The sequence below is a fragment of the Amaricoccus sp. genome (genome assembly GCF_036846665.1).
Lineage (GTDB): Bacteria > Pseudomonadota > Alphaproteobacteria > Rhodobacterales > Rhodobacteraceae > Amaricoccus.
The window spans coordinates 1-20,108 of the sequence record NZ_DAIUBO010000003.1; the positions used below are offsets into that span (position 1 = coordinate 1).

Consider the following 20,108-nt stretch of genomic DNA (forward strand, 5'->3'; position numbering starts at 1 on the left):
TCCGCCCGCCGCAGGCGAGGCCGGCCGCGAAGGCGTCGGCGTCGCTCACGCCGTAGTCGAGGATCCGCGGCGCGCCCGCCTCCAGCGCCTCCAGCGCCTCGGCCACCACCGCGCCCTCGACGCAGCCGCCCGAGACCGACCCCATCATCTCGCCGTCCGACCGGATCACCATCTGCGCGCCGCATTGCCGCGGCGCCGAGCCCCAGGTCTCGATCACGGTCGCGAGCGCGGCGCCCTTGCCCGCGCGCGACCAGTCGAGCGCAATCTCGGGAATGCGGTCGAGATCGGCGATCATGCGGCATCCTGTCTCAGGGTCACAGCCGTGATATAGACCTCCGGCCGCGGCAGGGACAGAGGCTGCGCCGCAGCGCGGCGCGGCAGGCTACCGAGCAATCCGCACGGGCGGGGCCGGGACCGGCGGCGCCCCGGTCTCAGCCCCGGCGCTCCGCCGGGAAGAGATGCCGATAGGGTCGCGCCTCCTCGACCACGCGGGCGACGGAAGGCCGCGCCCGCAGCCGCGCCAGATAGGCAGCCGCAGCGGGATGGTCCGGCAAGAGCGGCTGCACCCAATTGGCGTAGAAGAGCGCCGGCGCCGCGGCGCAATCGGCCATGCCGAAGCGATCGCCGGCAGCCCATTCCCGCGCGCCCGCCTCCGCCTCGATCATGGCATAGGCGGTCGCCAGCGTGGCGCGCGCCTCCTCCACCCCCTGCGGATCGGCCCGCCCCTCCGGCCGGATGCAATCGGTGACGATCTTCTGCATCGGCAGGTGCACGTAGGTGTCGTAGAAGCGGTCGGCCGTGCGCACGGCGAGCGCCGAAGCCGGTTCCTCCGGCACCATGCGTGGCGCCCGGGGATGGCGCAGGTCGAGATATTCGATGATCGAGCTCGATTCGGCCACGACCCGCCCGGCATCCTCCAGCACGGGAAATTTCCCGAACGGCCAGAGGCGGGTGAGCGCGGCGCGTTCCTCGGGATCTCCCAGGTCGACGAGGTTCGGCCGGAAGGGGATTGCCTTCTCGTAAAGCGCGATCAGCACCTTCTGGCAGAAGGAGGCGAAGGGATGATAGTGCAGCGTCGGCTGTTCGGCTTCGGTCATTCGCTCCTCCCCGCCCGGCCTTCGCCCGGCCTGCGCATGGCGCGCAGCATAGCAGCCATTCGCGGCAAGGGATCGGTCGAAAGCGTCGCGGGAAACCGGCCGGCGGCTATCCGGCGGCGCGGGGGTCGGCGAGAGGCCGCGCCGGCGTTGTCACGGGCGAGCGCGCCGTCTAGCCTCCCCGGGCGCCGTCGCGGCGCCGGGAGGGCAAGACATGACGCTCAAAGTCATCGGGACCGGATTCGGCCGCACGGGCACCGATTCCATGCGCGAGGCGCTGAACATCCTCGGCTTCGGTCCCTGCCACCACCAGCGCGAGGTGATCGCCAATCCCGAGACGCGGGCGCATTGGCGCGCCATCGCCTGCGGCGCGACCCCGGACTGGGACCTGCTGCTCGGTGGCTACCGCTCCTGCCTCGACTGGCCCTCGGCCTATTACTGGCCGCAGCTGGTCGAGGCATTCCCGGACGCGAAGGTCCTGCTGACCTGGCGCTCTGCGGAAAGCTGGTGGGAGAGCTATTCGAAGACGATCCTGCGCGTCGTGCTCGCGGATACCGAGACCGAGGAGAGCGCGCCGGGCAGCCAGCTGCTGTCGCTGCGCGTCTTCGGCGGCAGGCCCGCGGACCGGGAGCATTGCATCGCCGTCTACGAGGCGAATGTGGCGGCGGTGAAGGCGCGCGTGGCGCCGGAACGGCTGCTGATCCACAAGCTCGGCGACGGCTGGGGGCCGCTCTGCGACTTCCTCGGCGTTCCGGTTCCGGATGTGGCCTTCCCGCGCGTCAATGCGACGAAGGATTTCCAGAAGGGCGTGGACGAATTCCTGGCGAAACGGGCCGCCGAGCAGGCCGGTCGGCAGGCCTAGGGATCGTCTCGCGCCAGCTTTCTCATGTCGCTCTGGTGCGGGAAGGCGCCCCTGGCGAGATATTCGGCCTCCTCCGGGGTCGAGGCCCGGCCGAGGATCACGTTGCGGTGCGGATGGCGTCCGAAGGCGGCGATCACGGCGCGCACGGCGGGCGCCTGTCGACGGGCCATGTTCCGGTACATCGGTCTCAGCCGCTCCGGCGCCTCCTCGGCGATCCGCGCCGCGAGCGCGAGGTTGCGGTCGAGATTGGCGAGATGGCCGGGGCATTCGCAATGCACCAGCGGCAGCTTGAAGGTGGCCTTTTGCCAAGCGTTCTCCAGCGCGTCGAAATCGCCGTTGTCGAGCCCTTCGAGGCAGAGGGCGAGCGCCTTCGGGTCCTGGGCGAAGGCGCGCGGCGTGCCTTGCCAGACCGAGCGGGAGAACTGGTCGAGCAGGATGATCAGGGCGAGGCGGCCGCGCGGCGTTCCGGCCCAAGCGTCGAACTCGCCCGCGGCGGCGCGTTCGGTCGCGCCGGAGAAGCGCGCGACGACCTCCGCATGGGCGCCGCCGCGCATGCGCCATTCCCAGAGGCCGATATGGGCGTCGGGCTCCGGATCGGGGCCGTCGGGGAACCAGAAGGCCAGGATCTCGTCGGGCGTCGGATCGCGGTCGGTCATGGGCCAGCCCTACTTTGTGCCGAACATGCGGTCGCCGGCGTCGCCGAGGCCGGGCAGGATGTAGCCGCGGTCGTTGAGCCGCCGATCGAGCGCGGCGGTCACGATGCGCACGTCCGGATGGGCGTCCTTCATGCGCGCCACGCCTTCGGGGGCGGCGAGCAGGCAGAGGAAGCGCACGTCGGTCGCGCCGGCCGCCTTGATGAGATCGACCGCCGCGGCCGAGGAATTGCCCGTGGCCAGCATCGGGTCCACCGCGATCGTCACCCGCTCGGCCAGATCGGCGGGCAGCTTGGAATAATATTGCACCGGCTGCAGCGTCGCCTCGTCGCGGTAGAGGCCGACGAAGCCCACCCGTGCGGAGGGGATCAGCTCCAGCACGCCGTCGAGCAGCCCGTTGCCCGCGCGCAGGATCGAGACTAGCGCGAGCTTCTTGCCCTTCAGCACCGGCGCCTCCATCTCTTCGAGCGGCGTCTCGATGGTGCGCGTGGTCATCGGCAGGTCGCGGGTGACCTCGTAGGCGAGCAGGTGGCTGATCTCGCGCAGGAGCCGCCGGAAGCTCGCGGTCGAGGTGTCGCGCTCGCGCATGAGCGTCAGCTTGTGCTGCACCAGCGGGTGCTCGACGATGGTCAGGTGCTCGGGCATCGGGGCCTCCTCGCAGGCGGCTCGGCAGGGTTGTGCGCGCGCGCACATCTCAGCAAACAGTTGATATTTCAGCGTTATCGTTTCGGCGTTAACCCGGTGTCAATCCTCCTCGATCGGTGTCCGCGCCCACCGGAGCCGCTGACGCGCCCTGCACATCCACCCCGCCCGGCGGGCATCGCCGGGCAGCGACAGGTCGGCCATCGTCACAGGAAGCTCCGCCCGTGCCTGCCCGGCGGGATGCCGAGATGCGCCGCGAGCGTCTCGCCGACATCGGCGTAGCCGACGAGCCCGATGCTCCGCGGCGCGAGCCCCGGCCCGCATCCCAGCACCGGCACGCGCTCGCGGGTGTGGTCGGTGCCCTCCCAGGTCGGGTCGTTGCCGTGGTCGGCGGTGACGACCATCAGGTCGCCGGGGCGCAGCCGCGCGAAGACCTCCGGCAGGCGCGCATCGAAGGCCTCCAGCGCCCTTGCATAGCCCGCCACGTCGCGGGCATGGCCGTAGAGCGTGTCGAAATCCACGTAATTGGCGAAGATGAGATCGCCATCGTCTGCCGCCTCCAGCGCCGCCAGCGTCGCATCCACCAGCGCCATGTCGTCCTTGCCCTTGGCGAGCGTGGTGATGCCGCGATGGGCGAAGATGTCGCCGATCTTGCCGATGGCATGGGTTCGCCCGCCCGCCGCCACCACCCGGTCGAGCAGCGTCGGCTCGGGCGGCGGGATCGCGAGGTCGCGGCGGTTCGGCGTGCGGAAGAAGGTCTCGGCCGTCTCGCCGACGAAGGGCCGGGCGATCACCCGGCCCACCCGCAGGGGATGCACGATCTCCGCGGCGATCCGGCAGGTATCGTAGAGCCGCTCCAGCCCGAAATGCGTCTCGTGCGCGGCGATCTGCAGCACGCTGTCGACGGAGGTATAGAGGATCGGCTTGCCGGTGCGGATATGCTCCTCGCCGTATTCGCGCAGCACCGGCATGCCCGAGGAATGCACGTTGCAGAGCGTGCCCTCGAGGCCGGCGCGCGCGATCAGCGGCTCGGTGACCTCCGGCGGGATGGCCGGATCCTCGCGCGGGAAATAATGCCATTCCCAGGGCACCGGCACGCCGGCGAGTTCCCAATGGCCCGAGGGCGTGTCCTTGCCGCGCGAGACCTCCGTCGCCGCCCCCCAGAGGCCGCGGGGCGGAGCATCGAGCCCCGGGAGCGCGATGTCGGAGGCGAGCCGCAGCGCGCCGCCGAGACCCAGCGCCGCGAGGTTCGGCACCTGGAGCGGGCCGGAGCGCCCCTCCTCGGCCCGGCCCTCGGCGCAGGCCTGCACGATATGGCCGAGGGTATTGGCGCCGGCGTCGCCGAATTCCGCCGCATCCGGCGCGCCGCCGCAGCCGGCCGAATCCATCACCATGAGGAGCGCGCGCGGCATCAGGCGATCCGCTCGCGGATCAGCGGGCCGGTCTCGGGCGCCTCGGGGCCGATCGCATAGGCGGCGAGCAGGCGCGCCCGCGCTGCCTCGAGGCCCGCGGCATCGGCGGCATGGATGCGCGCGAGCGGCGTGTCGGCCTCGACCGCGAGGCCGAGCCCGGCGAGCTGGTCGAGCCCGACCGAATGGTCGATGCGGTCGCTCGCCCGCCGCCGGCCGCCGCCGAGCTCGACCACGGCGAGCCCCAGCGCGCGGGTGTCGATCGCGGTCACGAAGCCCTCGGCCCCCGCGGGCACGTCCTCGACAACGGCGGCCTCGCGCAGATGCGTCTCGAAATTCTCCAGGAAATCCGCCGGCCCGCCCAGGGCCGCGACCATGCGCCCGAAGCGCTCCGCCGCCCGGCCCGACTGGAAGGCCTCGCCCATCGCCTCGGCCCCTTCCGCCGCGTTCGCGGCGAGCCCCGCCTGCACGAGCAGCGCGCCCCCGAGCGCCACGGTCACGTCCCAGAGCCGCGCGTCGACCGCCTCCATGCGCAGGAAGCGCGCGGCATTGGCCATCTCCAGCGCATTGCCGGCGGCGCTGGCGAGCGGCTCGTTCATGTCGGTGACGAGCGCCGAGGTCGGGCAGCCCGCGCCCTTCGCCACCTCGACCAGCGCGCGGGCCAGCGCCTCTGCGTCTTCGAGCCGGGCCATGAAGGCGCCCGTGCCGGTCTTGACGTCGAGCACCAGCGCGTCGAGCCCGGCGGCGAGCTTCTTCGACAGGATCGAGGCGGTGATCAGGTCGATCGATTCCACGGTCCCGGTCACGTCGCGGATGCCGTAGAACCGCCGGTCCGCGGGCGCGATATCCGCCGTCTGGCCGATGATCGCACAGCCGGCCTCGGCGACGACGCGGGCGAAGGTCGCGGTGTCGGGCTGGGTCGCATAGCCGGGGATCGCGTCGAACTTGTCGAGCGTGCCGCCGGTATGCCCCAGTCCCCGCCCGGAGATCATCGGCACATAGGCGCCGCAGGCAGCGAGCGCCGGGGCGAGCATCAGGCTCACGTTGTCCCCCACCCCGCCGGTCGAATGCTTGTCGACCACCGGGCCGGGCAGGTCCCAGTCGAGCACCCGGCCCGAGTCGCGCATCGCCAGCGTCAGCGCCACCCGCTCGGCGGTCGTCATGCCGCGGAAGAGGACCGCCATGGCGAAGGCCGCGACCTGGCCCTCGGAGATCGTCTCGTCGCTCAGGCCCGCGACCATGAAGCGGATCTGGTCCCCGGTCAGCTCCCCGCCGTCGCGTTTGGCTGCGATGATCTCCTGGGGCAGCATCAGTAGTCCTCGTCGTCCTCCGCGGCCTCGGTCCCCTCGAGCGTCGCGAGCAGGGCGTCGAGCAGCCCGGAGGCGCCGATGCGGAAATGCCTCGGCCCGGCCCAGCCCGGCCCCATGATCTCGTCGGCGAGGCCGAGATAGACCCCGGCGTCGGCGACGCTGCGCACGCCGCCGGAGGCCTTGAAGCCGGCGCCGCCGCCGTGGCGCGCGATCGCGTCGAGCAGGATGCGCGCCGCCTCGGGGGTGGCGTTGACCGGGACCTTGCCGGTGGAGGTCTTGAGGAAATCCGCCCCGCCCCGGAGCGCGCGCTCGGCGGCCACGCCGATCAGCGCGGGGTCGCGCAATTCGCCGGTCTCGAGGATCGCCTTGAGCGGGGCCGGGCCGCAGACCGCCTTGATCCGGCGCACCGCCTCGGTGACCGCATCCTCGCCGCCGGCGCGCAGCCCGCGCCAGGGCACCACCATGTCGATCTCCTCGGCGCCGGCGTCGAGCGCCGCCCGCGTCGCCGCCTCCACGGCATCGAGCTTCTCGTCGCCGCCGGGGAAGTTCACGACCGTGGCGACGCGGATGCCGGTATGGGCCAGCGCCGCCTTCGCCTGCGCCACGAAGCGCGGCCAGATGCAGACCGCCGCCACCGAGCCATGCGGCGTCTGCGCGCGCGCGCAGAGCTTCTCGATCGCCGCGGCGTCGCTGCCCTCGTCGAGATCGGTGAGATCGAGGCAGACCAGGGCGCGGCGCGCGATGGTCCTCTGCTCGCTGTCCACAATCATGTCTCGCCCCGCTCCAGATGTTGCCGCGTGAAGGCGCCCGGCAGCAGGGCGCCGAGGGTCATGCGCGCCCGCTCGCCTTCGGGGCCGGCGAGGATCACCGGCGTCTCCGGGCCGGCGAATTCCGCCAGCTTCTGGCGGCAGCCGCCGCAGGGCGGGACCGGATCCGGGGCGTCGGCGAGGACCAGCACCTCGGCGATGTCCCTTTCGCCCGCCGCCACCATCGCCGCGATCGCCCCGGCCTCCGCGCAGGTGCCCTGGGGATAGGCGACGTTCTCCACGTTGCAGCCGGCGAAGACCCGGCCGTCGCGGCAGCGGATCGCCGCCCCGACCCTGAAGCCCGAATAGGGTGCATGCGCGTTCTCCCGGGCCCGCGATGCGGCGTCGAAGAGGCTCATGGCTCAGGATCCGATCCAGCTTGCCGGCCGAGTATTGGCGAGCGGGCCGGGCTTGGCAAGCGCGGGCGGCCGCGGCCTCCCGGTCAGGCCCCGGTCAGGCCCCGGCCTGGCGCTGGCCCGCGGACCAGCTCTCGATCTTGCGGTAGATCGTCGAGGGGGAAAGCTCGAGCACCTTGGCGGCGCGCGGGATCGAGCCGCCGCAATGCTCGATCGTCGCCTCGATCAGCTGGCGCTCGACCTCGGCGAGCGGCGTTCCCACCAGCGGCGCGATGCGGTCGCCGAGACTGCCGGCGCTCCGCACCCCGTTGCCGCCGGCCGCCGGCTCGGCCGCCGTCGCGGGCGCCGGCACCGGTGCGGACGGGGCCTCGGTCAGCGACAGCTCGACCGGCAGCATGCCCGCCGTCACCAGCGGGCCGTCGTGGAGCACCACCACGTTGCGCAGCACGTTGAGGAGCTGGCGCACGTTCCCCGGCCAGGGCCGGCTCGCGAGGATGCGCGAGACCTCGGGATCGAAGCCGGTGAAGGTCTTGCCCTCCTCGGCGGCGAAGGCGGCGAGATTGGCGGAGGCGATCTCGATGATGTCCTCGGGCCGGCCGCGCAGGGGCGGCATGTGGATCGGCACCACATGCAGCCGGTAGTAGAGATCCTCGCGGAACCTGCCGGCGCGGACCTCCTCGGCCGGGTCGCGATTGGTGGCGCAGACGATGCGCACGTCGACCGGCGTGGCGCGGGCCGAGCCGACCGGCTGGATCGTCGAGGTCTGCAGGAAGCGCAGGAGCTTGGTCTGGAGGCTGAGATCCATCTCGCAGATCTCGTCGAGGAAGAGCGTGCCGCCATTGGCGACCGCCGCGGCACCGGGCTTGTCGGAAAGCGCGCCGGTGAAGGCGCCCTTGAGATGGCCGAAGACCTCCGATTCCAGCAGGTCGCGCGGGATCGCGGCGCAGTTGAGCGGCACGAAGGGCCTGGCCGCGCGCGCCGAGACCGCGTGGATCGCCCGGGCGCAGACGTCCTTGCCGGTGCCGCTCTCGCCGGTGATGAAGACCGTCGCGGTGGAGCGGCCGATGGAGCGGACCATGCGGTAGATCTCGCGCATCGCCGTGGAGCGCCCGATGAAGCCCTCGAAGCCGTCGCGCCCGGTCTCCGCCTCCACCGCCGCCTCCGGCACGAAGGGCGCGGTCGCCAGCGCGTTCTGCACCGCGCTCAGCAGCCGGGTCTCGTCGAACGGTTTGACGAGGAAGTCGAAGGCGCCGGCGCGCATCGCCTGGACCGCGCGGTTGATCGAGCCGTTCGCGGTGATGACGATCACCCGGACCTCGGGCCGGTCGCGATGCAATTCGTCGAGCAGGTCGAGGCCGTCCCCGTCGGGCAGCTGCAGGTCCAGCATGACCAGCCGCATGCGCTCCGCGCCGATCTGTGCCCGCGCCTCGGCCAGGGTGGAGGCCGAGATCACCGGATGGCCGGCGCGTTCCAGCACCTGCCGGTAGACCATCGAGAGCGATGGCGTATCCTCGACGAGCAGCAATCGGCCGGGCATTCAGGTCTCCGTCCGCCGGGCCTCGGCATAGATCACCGCGGCGTCGATCTCCGACATGCAGATGCGGACCAGATCGGCGATGCCCGTCAGATCCTCGGCATGGGCCGCGGTGTTGAGCTTGCGGGCGCAGCGCTGGAGCCGGTTCGCCCCGATCGCGCCCGCCACCGAGATGAGGATATGCGAGGCCGAGCGGATCGGGCCGCGCTCGACCGGGGCGAGGCTGCCCGCCAGATCGTCGCGGGCGCTGCCGAGATCGGCCACCACCTTCTCCAGCAGCTCCGACATCATCTCCGCGCCGATCGCCTCGGCGAGCGCGTCATAGATCGCCAGATCGACCACCGGCTCGCCATCCGCCATCGCCGCCTTCCCCGCCGGTGCCGGCGCGGCCTGGGGTCCCCGCCGCACATGCTCGGCGAGCCCCCTGGCAAGGGCCTCGATGCTGGCGATCGGCTTGGAGATCAGCCCGTTCGCCCCCGCCCCGGCGATGCGGTCGCGATGCTCGCGCAGGGCATAGGCGGTCAGCGCGACGATCGGCGTGTCCTGGCGGCCGTCGCGGCGCGACCGGATGGCGCGGATCACGTCGAGGCCGGTCATGCGCGGCATCTCGATATCGACCACCACGAGATCGAACGCGGTCTCCTCGAAGCGTTCCAGCGCCTCGATCCCGTCCGCGCTGAGCGTGACCTCGGCATCGAGCATGTTGAGCATCTGGGTGGCGACCATCTGGTTGGTCGGATTGTCCTCGGCGAGCAGGATCCTCAGGCCGGCCAGAAGGCCGCGCCGCTTCTCCCCGGTGCGCATGGAGGGCAGCACCGCGGTCTCGATGCAGAGCGCCGCCGGCAGTTCCAGCAGGGCCTCCACGCCGCCCGCATCGCGGTTGCCGATGGCGATGCGCGCACCGATTTCCGCCGAGAGCTCCTGCACGATGCGGAGCCCCAGCCCGTGCCCGGAGCTGGCGAGGCCGGTGACGCGGCCGCGGGAGCCCGAGACCGCGGCCAGCGCGGCGGCATTCAGCCCCGATCCCTCGTCGGTCAGCCGGAAGGCGATGCCGCCTTCGGGCGCGCGCCGGACCGCGACCGAGACCGTGCCGCGATCGCTGTGGGCGATGGAATTGCCGACGAGATTGCCGAGCACCCGCGCCAGCGCCAGGCCGTCGGTCGCGAGCGCCGAGGGCAGGCTGCGCTCCGCCATGAGCTCGAAGCCCAAGCCCCTCGCCCTTGCCTCCGGCGCCCAGCGGCTCTCGAAGGCATCGAGAAATCCGCCGAGATCGGTGCAGCCGTCGCTGGCCACGGCGCTCTCCGCCGCCCGCCTGGAACCCGCCAGCACGTCCGACAGCGCCTCGATCGTCCGCGCCGCCGCGGCGATCCGCTGGATCTGCGCCCGCGCTTCGGACGGAGGATCGGCGGCTTCGAGCGCCCCGAGGCCACCGAAGATGCCTTGCAGGGCGTTGCGCATGTCATGGGCGAGCATCGCCAGCTCGAGCCGGCTCTCGGGCAGCGGCGCCGCGGCGGCCGGGCTCAATCCGGAATCGAACGCTGCGTTCAGTGGTTTCATTCTATCCTCGGGCACTCCGGGAAACGCCCCTCGCGTCACCGCCCGACAACACTCAATAGTTGAATCGGCCTGGGCGATTTCAGCGTACAATACACGAGGTGCTGCAAAATGCAAAAGCAATGCATCCAGCGGTCAGGAGGCGACCCGGCTGAAGATGCTCCGGCGCAGGCCGTTCACGTCGCTTGGAATTTCAACGACATCGTCAAAGATATCAGGCTTCTGCGGCAATCCGAGCGATACGAAGAGCGCGCCGGGAAAGCGCTCGCGCAAACGTGACATCAGCGGATCTTCGCCCACGCTCGTGGTATCGACCAGCACCACGTCGACGGGCTCCGTATCCTCGGGCTCGGCGAAGGTCACCCGCTCGGAGCGCAGCGCGGCCTGGTAGATCGTCGCCAGCGCCGAGGAGCGCGTCTCCAGATGGATGCGGATCCGCTCGCTCTTCACCGGCGCGGCCGGGAGGGAGACCCGGATCACCTGCCGCCCGCCGGGCCCGTCCTCGAGGCTGAGCATGCCGCGCGCCGTGGCGATCAGCCCCCGGGAGATCAGCGGCCGCAGGGCGTCGGCCGAGACCTGGTCGGCCGCCACGTCGCTGAGGCCCATCAGCAGGTCGAGCTTCCAGTCCATCGTCGCGTCGCCGGCCCCGAGGGCAATCTCGCCGACCAGCGCCTTGCCGTCATGGCCGAAACTCAGCGAGACGTTCTCCGTCGGCCGGGCCTCCAGCACGAATTCGGTCAGATGCACGAAGATCTGGCAGATGCGGTCGACATCCCCGTCCAGCCGGTCCGGGGTTTCCGGCAGGACCTTCACCTCGAGGTCGGCCGCACCGTCGCTCGCCAGCGCCTCGCGCACCGAGTTGCACAATTCCGCCACCGAGAACGGCGCGCGCACCAGGAAGAGCCGCCCGTCCTGCATCTCGGAATAATCGAGCAGGCCCGCGAGCATCTGCAGCATGGAGCGGCCGCATTGCTGCGCCTGCCCCACCAGGCGCTGCTGCACGCCGCCCAGCTCGGTCTGGTTGAGCAGCGCCAGCGGCCCGAGCACGCCGTTGAGCGGATTGCGCAATTCGTGGCTCATCATCGTCAGGAAGCGCGATTTGGCCCGGCTCGACAGCTCGGCTTCCTCGGCATGCTGGCGGCTCAGCCGGACCAGCTCGCGCTGGCGCCGGTTCTCGCGCAGGATCAGGAAGAGCGACAGCACGCTGAGCAGCACCGCCGCGATGCTGACGATGGCGGTGGTCTGCGCGCTGGACTGGATCCGGTCCCGCACCAGCGCGCTCGCCGCGGTGTCGGCGCGCACCACCCGCAGCGTGTAGAGCCGGAGCTCCTGCTGGAAACCCTCCAGTTCCACCTGCATCCGCTCGATCGTCACGATGTCCTCGGGGTGGAGCGCCTGCAGGACGGGGTCGATCTCCTCGAGATAGGTGGCGATCTTCTTGAGCGACCCGAAACCCTCGTCGTAACCGCGCATCACCTGGCCCACGCGGCCGCGGTTCATCAGGAAGACCCGGCTCCAGAGAATGTCGAAGCGCTCCCGCACGTCCTCGAGCGCCTCTTCGGTCAGGTCGCTGCGGAGCTCGGCGAGGCTGAGCTCGAAGCGCAGGAGCTCGACCTCCATCTGCGTCGCCGACCAGAGGATGTTGTCCTGGCTGATCACCCGCAGACCCTCGACGTCGCGGCGGATCGTGAAGAAGCCCACGGCGGCGAACCCGGCCATGGCCAGGAGCACGATCAAACCGAGGTAGCGGGGGGTGGGACGCATCAGCGGTCAGAGCGATTCGATGCGGACGACCTGCCAGATGAGGCGCGAATAGATCTCCCGGGAACGCAGCTCGTCGTGATCCGAGATCGGATACATGACCCAGAGCGGCCCCTTGTCGCGCCGGGAAAGGGGCTTGCCGTCGGCCTCGATCGCGATGATCGCGTCGTATCGGCGGAAGTCGCTGCCGGGGATGTCGACATAATAGTCGTTGGCCGCGGTGAAGCGCAGGGTCTCCGCATCCTGGAGCGCGAGGCGCTCGAGCACGTCGCGAACCAGCGGTCCGGTGTAGCTGACCGGGCCGTCGGTCCATTCGTTGTCGGTCCGGATGGTGACCTGCGGCATGGCCGCGAGATCCGCGAGCGTGAAGGCGAGCGTCTCGACGTTCTCCGGTCCGCGGCTGAGCGAGAGGAGGATGTCGTCATCGGCCGAAGCGGGGCGCGCCGCGGCAAGGATCACAAGGATCGCCATCGCGGCGGCGCGGCGCGCCCAGGCGGCCAGAACGGGCTTCACAGGCACGCTCGTTACTCCTCGACTCACCCCGCCGCATCTCAGCGGCGAGGACTCGCCCCGTTGCACCCACCCATGATCAAGCAAGACTCGTGCCAAAGACGCCGGATCGGGTCAATACTCGCAGATCGAATATTCAAGACTTCGAACTCAACCAGATTTGCAAGACGCCACGCTTTCCGCGAGATCCCTTGCAAAATGCAACGCCCAGTCCCTGGAGGGGCCGGATCAATGGGCGTGCGGATAGCCGATCTGCGCCAGCGATTCGCTGATCTCGCCGAGGATCGCCGGGTCGTCGATGGTCGCCGGCGCCTTGAATTCCTGGCCGTCGGCGATCCGCCCCATGACCCCGCGCAGGATCTTGCCCGAGCGCGTCTTGGGCAGCCGGTCCACCACCACCGCCGCCTTGAAGGCCGCCACCGGCCCGATGCGCTCGCGCACGAGCTTCACGCATTCGCGGATGATCGCGTCGTGGTCGCGCTCGCAGCCGCGGTTGAGGCAGATGAAGCCCATGGGCAGCTGGCCCTTGAGCTCGTCGGCCACGCCGATCACCGCGCATTCCGCCACGTCGGGATGGCTCGCGAGCACCTCCTCCATGGCGCCGGTGGAGAGACGATGCCCGGCCACGTTGATGACGTCGTCGGTGCGCGCCATGATCGAGACATAGCCGTCCGCGTCGATGATCCCGGCGTCGCCGGTCTCGTAATAGCCCGGGTAGGTGGTGAGATAGGATGTCACGAAGCGCGCCTCGGCGTTCCAGAGCGTCGAGAGCGTGCCCGGCGGCAGCGGCAGCCGGATCGCCACCGCGCCGAGCTGGCCGGTGGGCAGCGGCTCGCCCGCCTCGCCGAGGATCTGCACGTCGTAGCCCGGCATCGGCACGGTGGGCGAGCCGAGCTTGACCGGCAGGAGCTCGATCCCCGCCGGATTGGCGGCGATCGCCCATCCGGTCTCGGTCTGCCACCAATGGTCGATCACCGGGACCTTCAGGTGGCGCTGCGCCCATTCGATCGTGTCGGGATCGGCGCGCTCGCCGGCGAGGAACAGGTATTTCAGCGAGGAGAGGTCGTAGTCGCCGACGAGCTTCGCCTCCGGATCCTCGCGCTTGATCGCGCGGAAGGCGGTCGGCGCGGTGAAGAAGCTCTTCACCCCGTGCTCGGCGATGACGCGCCAGAAAGTGCCGGCATCGGGCGTTCCCACCGGCTTGCCCTCGAAGACGATGGTGGTCGCGCCGGCGATCAAAGGCCCGTAGCAGATGTAGGAATGGCCCACGACCCAGCCCACGTCCGAGGCCGACCAGAAGACGTCCCCCGCCTCGACCCCGTAGATGTTCCTCATCGTCCAGGCCAGCGCCACCAGATGGCCGCCGCTCGGGCGGACCACGCCCTTGGGCGCGCCGGTCGTGCCGGAGGTATAGAGGATGTAGAGCGGGTCCATGCCGCCGACCGGGACGCAATCCGCCGGCGCGGCGCCTTCCTGGAAGGCCTCCCATTCGTGGTCGCGGCCGGCGACCAGATCCGCCCGCGCCTGGTCGCGCTGGAGGATGACGCAGAACTCGGGCTTGGATCGCGCCAGGTCGATGGCCGCATCGACCATGGGCTTGTAGGGCACCACCCGGCCGGGCTCGAGGCCGCAGGAGGCCGCGATCAGCGCCTTGGGCCGGGCATCGTCGATGCGCACGGCGAGCTCGGGCGCCGCGAAGCCGCCGAAGACCACCGAATGCACCGCGCCGAGCCGGGCGCAGGCGAGCATGGCGACGAGCGCCTCGGGCACCATGGGCATGTAGATGACGACGCGGTCGCCCTTGCCCAGGCCCCGCGCGGCGAGCGCCCCGGCGAGCCGCGCGACCCGCTCGCGCAGCTCGCCATAGCTGATCGCGGATTTCGTCCCGGTGATCGGCGAATCATGGATGATCGCGGTGCGCTCGCCGTGACCGGCGAGCACGTGGCGGTCCACCGCGTTGAAGCAGGTGTTGCAGACCCCGTCGGCGAACCAGCCGTAGAGCGGCGCCCGGCTGGAATCGAGCACCGCGCGCGATGGCTCGATCCAGTCGATCGCTTCCGCCGCCTTGCGCCAGAAGCCTTCGGGATCGGCCTTCCAGCCCCGGTAGATCTCTGCATATCCCATGTCTTCCCCCTTTCGGGCCGGGGCGCTCGGTCCTCCTCAGGCGTAGCTCTGCACCGGCGCCCCGGCCAGGGCCGCGATGTTGAGCAACCCGCGCGCGGTGATGGAGGGCGTCACGATATGCGCCTTGTTGCCCATCCCCATGAGGATCGGCCCCACCTCCAGGCCGCCCGCGACCATCTTGATGATGTTGCGCACCGCGCTCGCCGAATCCGTGGTCGAGTAGACCAGCGCATTGGCCGCGCCCTCGAACCGCGAGTTCGGGAAGATCCGCGCGCGCACGGCGGCATCGAGCGCCGCATCCGACTGCATCTCGCCGTCATAGGCGAAATCGAGTCCCTGGGCGTCGAGGATCTCCAGCGCCGCGCGCATCCGCCTGCCGGAATCGGAATCGAGATTGCCGAACTGGGAATGCGAGCAGAGCGCGATCTTCGGCTCCAGTCCGAAGCGGCGCACGTGCCGGGCGGTGGCGACGACCGTGTCGGCGACCTGCTGCGGGGTGGGCACCGGGTTGACCTGGGTGTCGGCGACGAAGAGCGCCCCGCCCTCGTGGATCATCAGGGAGAGCGCCCCGACCGGCCGCAGGGCGGAGGTGCCGAGAATCTGGCGCACGTAGTTGAGGTGCCAGAGATACTGGCCGAAGGTGCCGCAGATCAGGCTGTCGGCATCCTCGCGATGCACCATCACCGCCCCGATCGCGGTGGCGTTGGTGCGCATGATCGCCCGGGCGAGATCCGGCGTGATGCCGCGGCGCTCCTGGAGCGCGTGATAGGTCTCCCAGTACTCCCGGTAGCGCGGGTCGTCCTCGGGGTTCACCAGATCGAAGTCGCGGTCGATCTTGAGCGGAATGGCGTTGCGCTCGCAGCGCCGCTCGATGACCTCGGGGCGCCCGATCAGGATCGGCCGGTCCACGCCCTCCTCGCCCATGGCCAGCGCGGCCCGCAGCACCCGCTCGTCCTCGCCCTCGGCGAAGACGATGCGGCGCACGCTGGTCTTGGCCACCTCGAAGACCGGGCGCATGATGAAGGCGGAGCGGTAGACCGACCGGTTGAGCTCCTGCCGATAGGCTTCGAGATCGGCCAGCGGGCGCTCGGCGACGCCGCTGTCCATGGCGGCCTTGGCCACCGCGAAGGCGACGATGGCGAGCAGCCGCGGGTCGAAGGGCTTGGGGATCAGGTATTCGCGGCCGAAGCTCAGCCGCTCGCCGCGATAGGCGGCCGCGGCCTCCGCGCTCGACGAGCCGCGCGCCAGCGCCGCGATCCCCTCGACGCAGGCGATCTCCATCTCGTCGTTGATCGTCGTGGCGCCGACATCGAGCGCGCCGCGGAAGATGAACGGGAAGCAGAGCACGTTGTTGACCTGGTTGGGGTAATCCGACCGGCCCGTGGCGATGATCGCCCGCGGATTGGCGGCGCGCGCCACCTCGGGGTCGATCTCCGGATTGGGGTTGGCGAGCGCGAGGATGATCGGATCCTCGCTCATTTCCTTGACCATCTCGCCGCTCAGCAGGTTCGGCCCCGAGAGGCCGAGGAAGAGATCCGCGCCGCCGATCACATCGCCGAGCGTGCGCTTGTCGCTGGCCTGGGCGAAGAACGCCTTCTCCGGGTTCATGTCGACTTCGCGGCCCTCGTAGACCAGGCCGTGAATGTCGCAGAGCCAGATGTTCTCGCGCTTCGCGCCGAGCTTGATCAGCATCTTGAGGCAGGCGATGCCGGCGGCGCCGCCGCCGGTGGAGACGATCTTGACCTCCTCGATGTTCTTCTCGGCCACGCGCAGCGCGTTGATCGCCGCCGCGCCGACCACGATCGCCGTGCCGTGCTGGTCGTCGTGGAACACCGGGATCTTCATGCGCTCGCGGCAGAGGCGCTCGACCACGAAGCAATCGGGCGCCTTGATGTCCTCGAGGTTGATCGCGCCGAAGGTCGGCTCGAGCGAGGTGACGATCTCGGCGAGGCGCTCGGGGTCCTTCTCGTTCACCTCGATGTCGAAGCAATCCACATTGGCGAACTTCTTGAAGAGCACCGCCTTGCCCTCCATGACCGGCTTCGAGGCCAGCGCGCCGATATTGCCGAGCCCGAGCACCGCCGTGCCGTTGCTGACCACCGCCACCAGGTTGCCGCGGGCGGTGTAGCGCGCCGCCGCGCCGGGATCGGACTTGATCTCGAGGCAGGCCTCGGCGACGCCGGGGGAATAGGCACGGGCGAGGTCGCGCTGGTTCGCCATCGGCTTGGTCGCCCGGATCTCGAGCTTCCCCGGCTTGGGATATTCGTGGTAGTCGAGCGCCGCCTGGCGGACGTTGTCAGTGCTGCCGTCACTCATCTCAGCTTCCTCCGTTCATCTCGCTGTGCGAGCGCCGTCCCGGCCGGGCGACGCTTTCTCCCCTCCTTCCTAGCGCGCTTCTGCGGCGCGTCGAAAGGCCCCTCGTGCGGCGTCAGCGGCGCGCGCTGCGGATCAGGTCGAGGATCTCCCGCGCCGCCCGGGGAATGTTGGTTCCGGGCCCGAAGATCGCGCTCACCCCCGCCTCCCGGAGGAAGCCGTAATCCTGCTGGGGGATCACCCCGCCGCAGATCACCAGGATCTCCCCGGCCCCCTGCGCCCGGAGCGCGGCGACGAGCTTCGGCGCCAGGGTCTTGTGCCCGGCCGCCTGGCTCGAGATGCCCACCACATGCACGTCGTTGTCGACGGCGTCCTGCGCCGCCTCCTCGGGGGTCTGGAAGAGCGGGCCGACGTCCACGTCGAAGCCGATGTCGGCGAAGGCGGTGGCGATGACCTTGGCGCCGCGGTCGTGGCCGTCCTGGCCCATCTTGACCACCAGCATGCGCGGCCGGCGCCCCTCCTCCTCGGCGAATCGCTCCACGTCCGCCTGGATCGCGGCGAAGCCCGCGTCGCCCTCGTAGGCCGCGCCATAGACCCCGGCGAGCGTCTTCACCTCGGCCCGGTGCCGCCCGAATACCTTTTCCATCGCGTCCGATATCTCCCCCACGGTGGCGCGTGCGCGCGCCGCCTCGACCGCCGCCGCCAGCAGGTTGCCGCCCTCGCGCGCCGTGCGCTCCAGCCCCTCGATCGCCTGCGCCCAGGCCTCCGGGTCCCGCGTCGCGCGGATCCGCTCCAGCCGCGCCACCTGCGCCTCGCGCACGCGGGCATTGTCCACGTCGCGGATCTCGATCGCATCCTCCCGCTCCAGCCGGTAGCGGTTGACGCCGACGATCACCTCCTCGCCGCGGTCAACGGCCGCCTGCCGCCGCGCCGCCGATTCCTCGATGCGGAGCTTGGGCATGCCGCTCGCCACCGCCTTGGTCATGCCGCCCATCGCCTCGACCTCGCCGATCAGCGCCCAGGCCTGATCCGCCAGCGCCGCGGTCAGGCTCTCCACGTAATAGGAGCCCGCCAGCGGATCGACCACGCGCGTCACCCCGGTCTCGTGCTGCAGGATCAGCTGGGTGTTGCGCGCGATCCGCGCCGAGAATTCGGTGGGCAGCGCGATCGCCTCGTCGAAGGAATTGGTGTGCAGCGACTGGGTGCCGCCGAGCACCGCCGCCAAGGCCTCGTAGGCGGTCCGCACCACGTTGTTGTAGGGGTCCTGCTCCTGCAGGCTGACGCCCGAGGTCTGGCAATGGGTGCGCAGCATCAGGCTCGCGGGCTTCTTCGGCCCGAATTCCGTCATGATGCGGTGCCAGAGCAGCCGCGCCGCCCGGAGCTTCGCCGCCTCCATGAAGAAGTTCATGCCGATGGCGAAGAAGAAGCTCAGCCGCCCGGCGAAGGCGTCCACGTCCATCCCCGCCGCGATCGCCGCCCGCACGTATTCGCGGCCGTCCGCCAGCGTGAAGGCGAGCTCCTGCACCAGGTTCGCGCCCGCCTCCTGCATGTGGTAGCCGGAGATCGAGATCGAGTTGAACTTGGGCATCTCGGCGGCGGTATAGGCGATGATGTCCGAGACGATCCGCATGGAGGGGTCCGGCGGATAGACGTAGGTATTGCGGACCATGAACTCCTTGAGGATGTCGTTCTGGATCGTGCCCGAGAGCTCGCCGCGCGCCACGCCCTGCTCCTCGCCGGCGACGATGAAGGAGGCCAGCACGGGGATCACCGCGCCGTTCATGGTCATCGAGACCGAGACCTTCTCCAGCGGGATGCCGTCGAAGAGGATCTTCATGTCCTCCACCGAATCGATCGCCACGCCCGCCTTGCCGACATCGCCCTCCACCCGCGCATGGTCGCTGTCGTAGCCGCGGTGGGTCGCGAGATCGAAGGCGACGCTCACCCCCTGCTGCCCGGCGGCCAGCGCCTTGCGGTAGAAGGCGTTCGATTCCTCCGCCGTCGAGAAGCCGGCGTATTGCCGGATCGTCCAGGGCCGGCCGGCATACATCGTCGCCCGCGGCCCGCGGGTGAAGGGCGCGAGGCCGGGCAGGCTGCCGAGATGGCCGAGGCTCGCCAGATCTTGCCCGGTGTAGAGCGGCCGCACGGTGATGCCCTCGGGCGTCGCCCAGTCGAGGCTCTCCACCTTCGCGCCCTTCAGCTCGCGCTCCGCCAGTTCGCGCCAGCGCGCCAGATCCGCCTCGCCCATCGCTCCGCTCCTCATCCCGCCACGCAGGGGCGGCGCAAAATCCCCGCCCCCGACCCGAATTGCCCGGATTCTCTCTCGCATCCCGCAACGGTGTGCCTATGTCTTGGGACGAGGGAGAAATTCATGCCGCCTGCCCGCCTGATCGCCATCGCCATCCTGCTCGCGGCCGGCCCGGCCGCGGCCCAGGACGGGGCACCCGTCCAGGCCACGGCCACGGCCACGGCGCAATCCGCCGCTGCGGAGGCGTCCGAGCAGCCGGCGCTCGAGGATCTGCTCTGGGTGGCCCGGCCGATCGTGGTCTTCGCCGACACCCCGAACGATCCGCGCTTCCAGCAGCAGATGCGCATGCTCGACGAGCGCGCCGTCGAATTGGCCGAGCGCGACGTGGTCATCCTCACCGACACCGATCCCGCCGCCAAGGGGCCGCTGCGCACCGCGCTCAGGCCGCGCGGCTTCAACCTCGTGCTCATCGACATCGACGGCACCGTCGCCCAGCGCCGCCCGGCGCCGACCACGGCGCGCGAGCTGATCAATCTCATCGACCGCATGCCCTCGCGCCGGCAGGAGACCGGCTCGCGGCGGCAGTGAGCACGAGCGGCTGGCGTCGCGACGCACCACCCTCCAGCATCCGTCGGATTGCCCGACGTCACCAGCGCCCACAGGAAACCCCCATGCGCCTGCTTGCCATCGCTCTCCTCCTCGTCGCGGCACCGGCCTTCGCGCAGAACCTGCCGCCCGCCAACGGGCTGCCGCTCAGCCAGATCGTCGCCGGGGTCGAAACGAGCCAACCGGTCCGGGTCTTCACCGAGATCGAATGGGACGACGACGGCTACTGGGACGTCGAATTCATCAACGCGGACAACCGCCGCAGGAGCGTCCGCATCGATCCTTTCAGCGGCGAACCCCGGAGCCGCCGCAACCGCTGAGGCCGG

Annotated in this window: 18 protein-coding genes; 3 read left to right on the forward strand and 15 right to left on the reverse strand. The window is 70.6% G+C overall.

What is annotated here, in order from left to right; translation table 11 throughout:
• Both V7050_RS00540 and V7050_RS00545 read right to left on the reverse strand, forming a co-directional pair.
• Positions 1–295: XdhC family protein (locus V7050_RS00540; protein WP_324410166.1), on the reverse strand; the 295-nt coding region annotated here is incomplete at its 3' end.
• 136 nt (positions 296–431) lie between these two features.
• Complete coding sequence (locus V7050_RS00545; RefSeq protein WP_324364982.1) at positions 432–1,097, reverse strand: glutathione S-transferase family protein; 666 nt, start codon at positions 1,095–1,097, stop codon at positions 432–434.
• Between the two features lie 211 nt (positions 1,098–1,308).
• Between V7050_RS00545 and V7050_RS00550 the strand changes: the two genes are divergently transcribed.
• Positions 1,309–1,956: a sulfotransferase family protein gene (locus tag V7050_RS00550; protein WP_324364984.1), complete on the forward strand. Its 648-nt coding sequence runs from the start codon at positions 1,309–1,311 to the stop codon at positions 1,954–1,956.
• Here V7050_RS00550 and V7050_RS00555 read toward each other — a convergent pair.
• From V7050_RS00555 to scpA, 13 genes are all read right to left on the reverse strand, one after another.
• Positions 1,953–2,612 carry a DUF924 family protein gene (locus V7050_RS00555; RefSeq protein ID WP_324364986.1) on the reverse strand — a complete coding sequence of 220 codons (660 nt, stop codon included), beginning with the start codon at positions 2,610–2,612 and terminating at the stop codon, positions 1,953–1,955. The two genes, V7050_RS00550 and V7050_RS00555, sit on opposite strands and share 4 nt — an antisense overlap.
• A 9-nt stretch (positions 2,613–2,621) precedes the next feature.
• Positions 2,622–3,254 (reverse strand): uracil phosphoribosyltransferase, encoded by a 633-nt coding sequence (gene upp / locus V7050_RS00560; RefSeq protein WP_324364988.1) that lies wholly within the window; start codon positions 3,252–3,254, stop codon positions 2,622–2,624.
• A gap of 203 nt (positions 3,255–3,457) precedes the next feature.
• The gene (locus V7050_RS00565; RefSeq protein ID WP_324364990.1) at positions 3,458–4,663 is read right to left on the reverse strand and encodes a phosphopentomutase; all 1,206 of its coding nucleotides are present in this window, start codon (positions 4,661–4,663) and stop codon (positions 3,458–3,460) included.
• A complete protein-coding gene (deoA, locus tag V7050_RS00570) occupies positions 4,663–5,970 on the reverse strand; it encodes a thymidine phosphorylase (RefSeq protein WP_324364992.1) in 1,308 nt (435 codons plus the stop codon). Before deoA ends, V7050_RS00565 begins: the two co-directional genes overlap by 1 nt.
• Positions 5,970–6,740: a deoxyribose-phosphate aldolase gene (gene deoC, locus V7050_RS00575; protein ID WP_324364994.1), complete on the reverse strand. Its 771-nt coding sequence runs from the start codon at positions 6,738–6,740 to the stop codon at positions 5,970–5,972. The genes deoA and deoC overlap by 1 nt, the downstream gene beginning before the upstream one ends.
• The gene (locus V7050_RS00580) at positions 6,737–7,135 is read right to left on the reverse strand and encodes a cytidine deaminase (protein ID WP_324364996.1); all 399 of its coding nucleotides are present in this window, start codon (positions 7,133–7,135) and stop codon (positions 6,737–6,739) included. Before V7050_RS00580 ends, deoC begins: the two co-directional genes overlap by 4 nt.
• Positions 7,136–7,229: 94 nt before the next feature.
• Complete coding sequence (locus tag V7050_RS00585) at positions 7,230–8,669, reverse strand: sigma-54-dependent transcriptional regulator (RefSeq protein WP_324364998.1); 1,440 nt, start codon at positions 8,667–8,669, stop codon at positions 7,230–7,232.
• Positions 8,670–10,223, reverse strand: coding sequence for a response regulator (locus tag V7050_RS00590; protein WP_324365000.1), 1,554 nt, complete (start codon positions 10,221–10,223; stop codon positions 8,670–8,672).
• A 132-nt stretch (positions 10,224–10,355) separates the two neighbouring features.
• Entirely contained in the window at positions 10,356–11,984 is a 1,629-nt protein-coding gene (locus V7050_RS00595) for a sensor histidine kinase (RefSeq protein WP_324365002.1), read from the reverse strand.
• 6 nt (positions 11,985–11,990) lie between these two features.
• A complete protein-coding gene (locus V7050_RS00600; RefSeq protein ID WP_324365004.1) occupies positions 11,991–12,500 on the reverse strand; it encodes a molybdopterin-dependent oxidoreductase in 510 nt (169 codons plus the stop codon).
• Between the two features lie 219 nt (positions 12,501–12,719).
• Positions 12,720–14,615: an AMP-binding protein gene (locus V7050_RS00605; protein ID WP_324365006.1), complete on the reverse strand. Its 1,896-nt coding sequence runs from the start codon at positions 14,613–14,615 to the stop codon at positions 12,720–12,722.
• A gap of 36 nt (positions 14,616–14,651) precedes the next feature.
• The gene (locus V7050_RS00610; protein WP_324365008.1) at positions 14,652–16,931 is read right to left on the reverse strand and encodes an NADP-dependent malic enzyme; all 2,280 of its coding nucleotides are present in this window, start codon (positions 16,929–16,931) and stop codon (positions 14,652–14,654) included.
• A gap of 112 nt (positions 16,932–17,043) precedes the next feature.
• Complete coding sequence (scpA, locus tag V7050_RS00615) at positions 17,044–19,176, reverse strand: methylmalonyl-CoA mutase (RefSeq protein WP_324365011.1); 2,133 nt, start codon at positions 19,174–19,176, stop codon at positions 17,044–17,046.
• Positions 19,177–19,299: 123 nt separating this feature from the next.
• Between scpA and V7050_RS00620 the strand changes: the two genes are divergently transcribed.
• A complete protein-coding gene (locus V7050_RS00620; RefSeq protein ID WP_324365014.1) occupies positions 19,300–19,764 on the forward strand; it encodes a DUF4174 domain-containing protein in 465 nt (154 codons plus the stop codon).
• Positions 19,765–19,847: 83 nt separating this feature from the next.
• The gene (locus V7050_RS00625; RefSeq protein WP_324365016.1) at positions 19,848–20,102 is read left to right on the forward strand and encodes a PepSY domain-containing protein; all 255 of its coding nucleotides are present in this window, start codon (positions 19,848–19,850) and stop codon (positions 20,100–20,102) included.
• Positions 20,103–20,108 lie beyond the last annotated feature (6 nt).

Excerpts from the sequence above, each read along its gene's own strand:
- V7050_RS00580 (WP_324364996.1), bottom strand. The coding sequence starts at position 7,135 with ATGAGCCTCTTCGACGCCGCATCGCGGGCCCGGGAGAACGCGCATGCA.
- scpA (WP_324365011.1), bottom strand. The coding sequence starts at position 19,176 with ATGGGCGAGGCGGATCTGGCGCGCTGGCGCGAACTGGCGGAGCGCGAG.
- V7050_RS00565 (WP_324364990.1), bottom strand. The coding sequence starts at position 4,663 with ATGCCGCGCGCGCTCCTCATGGTGATGGATTCGGCCGGCTGCGGCGGC.
- V7050_RS00610 (WP_324365008.1), bottom strand. The coding sequence starts at position 16,931 with ATGAGTGACGGCAGCACTGACAACGTCCGCCAGGCGGCGCTCGACTAC.
- V7050_RS00555 (WP_324364986.1), bottom strand. The coding sequence starts at position 2,612 with ATGACCGACCGCGATCCGACGCCCGACGAGATCCTGGCCTTCTGGTTC.
- V7050_RS00605 (WP_324365006.1), bottom strand. The coding sequence starts at position 14,615 with ATGGGATATGCAGAGATCTACCGGGGCTGGAAGGCCGATCCCGAAGGC.
- deoA (WP_324364992.1), bottom strand. The coding sequence starts at position 5,970 with ATGCTGCCCCAGGAGATCATCGCAGCCAAACGCGACGGCGGGGAGCTG.
- V7050_RS00545 (WP_324364982.1), bottom strand. The coding sequence starts at position 1,097 with ATGACCGAAGCCGAACAGCCGACGCTGCACTATCATCCCTTCGCCTCC.
- V7050_RS00550 (WP_324364984.1), top strand. The coding sequence starts at position 1,309 with ATGACGCTCAAAGTCATCGGGACCGGATTCGGCCGCACGGGCACCGAT.
- V7050_RS00590 (WP_324365000.1), bottom strand. The coding sequence starts at position 10,223 with ATGAAACCACTGAACGCAGCGTTCGATTCCGGATTGAGCCCGGCCGCC.
- V7050_RS00625 (WP_324365016.1), top strand. The coding sequence starts at position 19,848 with ATGCGCCTGCTTGCCATCGCTCTCCTCCTCGTCGCGGCACCGGCCTTC.
- deoC (WP_324364994.1), bottom strand. The coding sequence starts at position 6,740 with ATGATTGTGGACAGCGAGCAGAGGACCATCGCGCGCCGCGCCCTGGTC.
- V7050_RS00595 (WP_324365002.1), bottom strand. The coding sequence starts at position 11,984 with ATGCGTCCCACCCCCCGCTACCTCGGTTTGATCGTGCTCCTGGCCATG.
- V7050_RS00620 (WP_324365014.1), top strand. The coding sequence starts at position 19,300 with ATGCCGCCTGCCCGCCTGATCGCCATCGCCATCCTGCTCGCGGCCGGC.
- V7050_RS00585 (WP_324364998.1), bottom strand. The coding sequence starts at position 8,669 with ATGCCCGGCCGATTGCTGCTCGTCGAGGATACGCCATCGCTCTCGATG.
- upp (WP_324364988.1), bottom strand. The coding sequence starts at position 3,254 with ATGCCCGAGCACCTGACCATCGTCGAGCACCCGCTGGTGCAGCACAAG.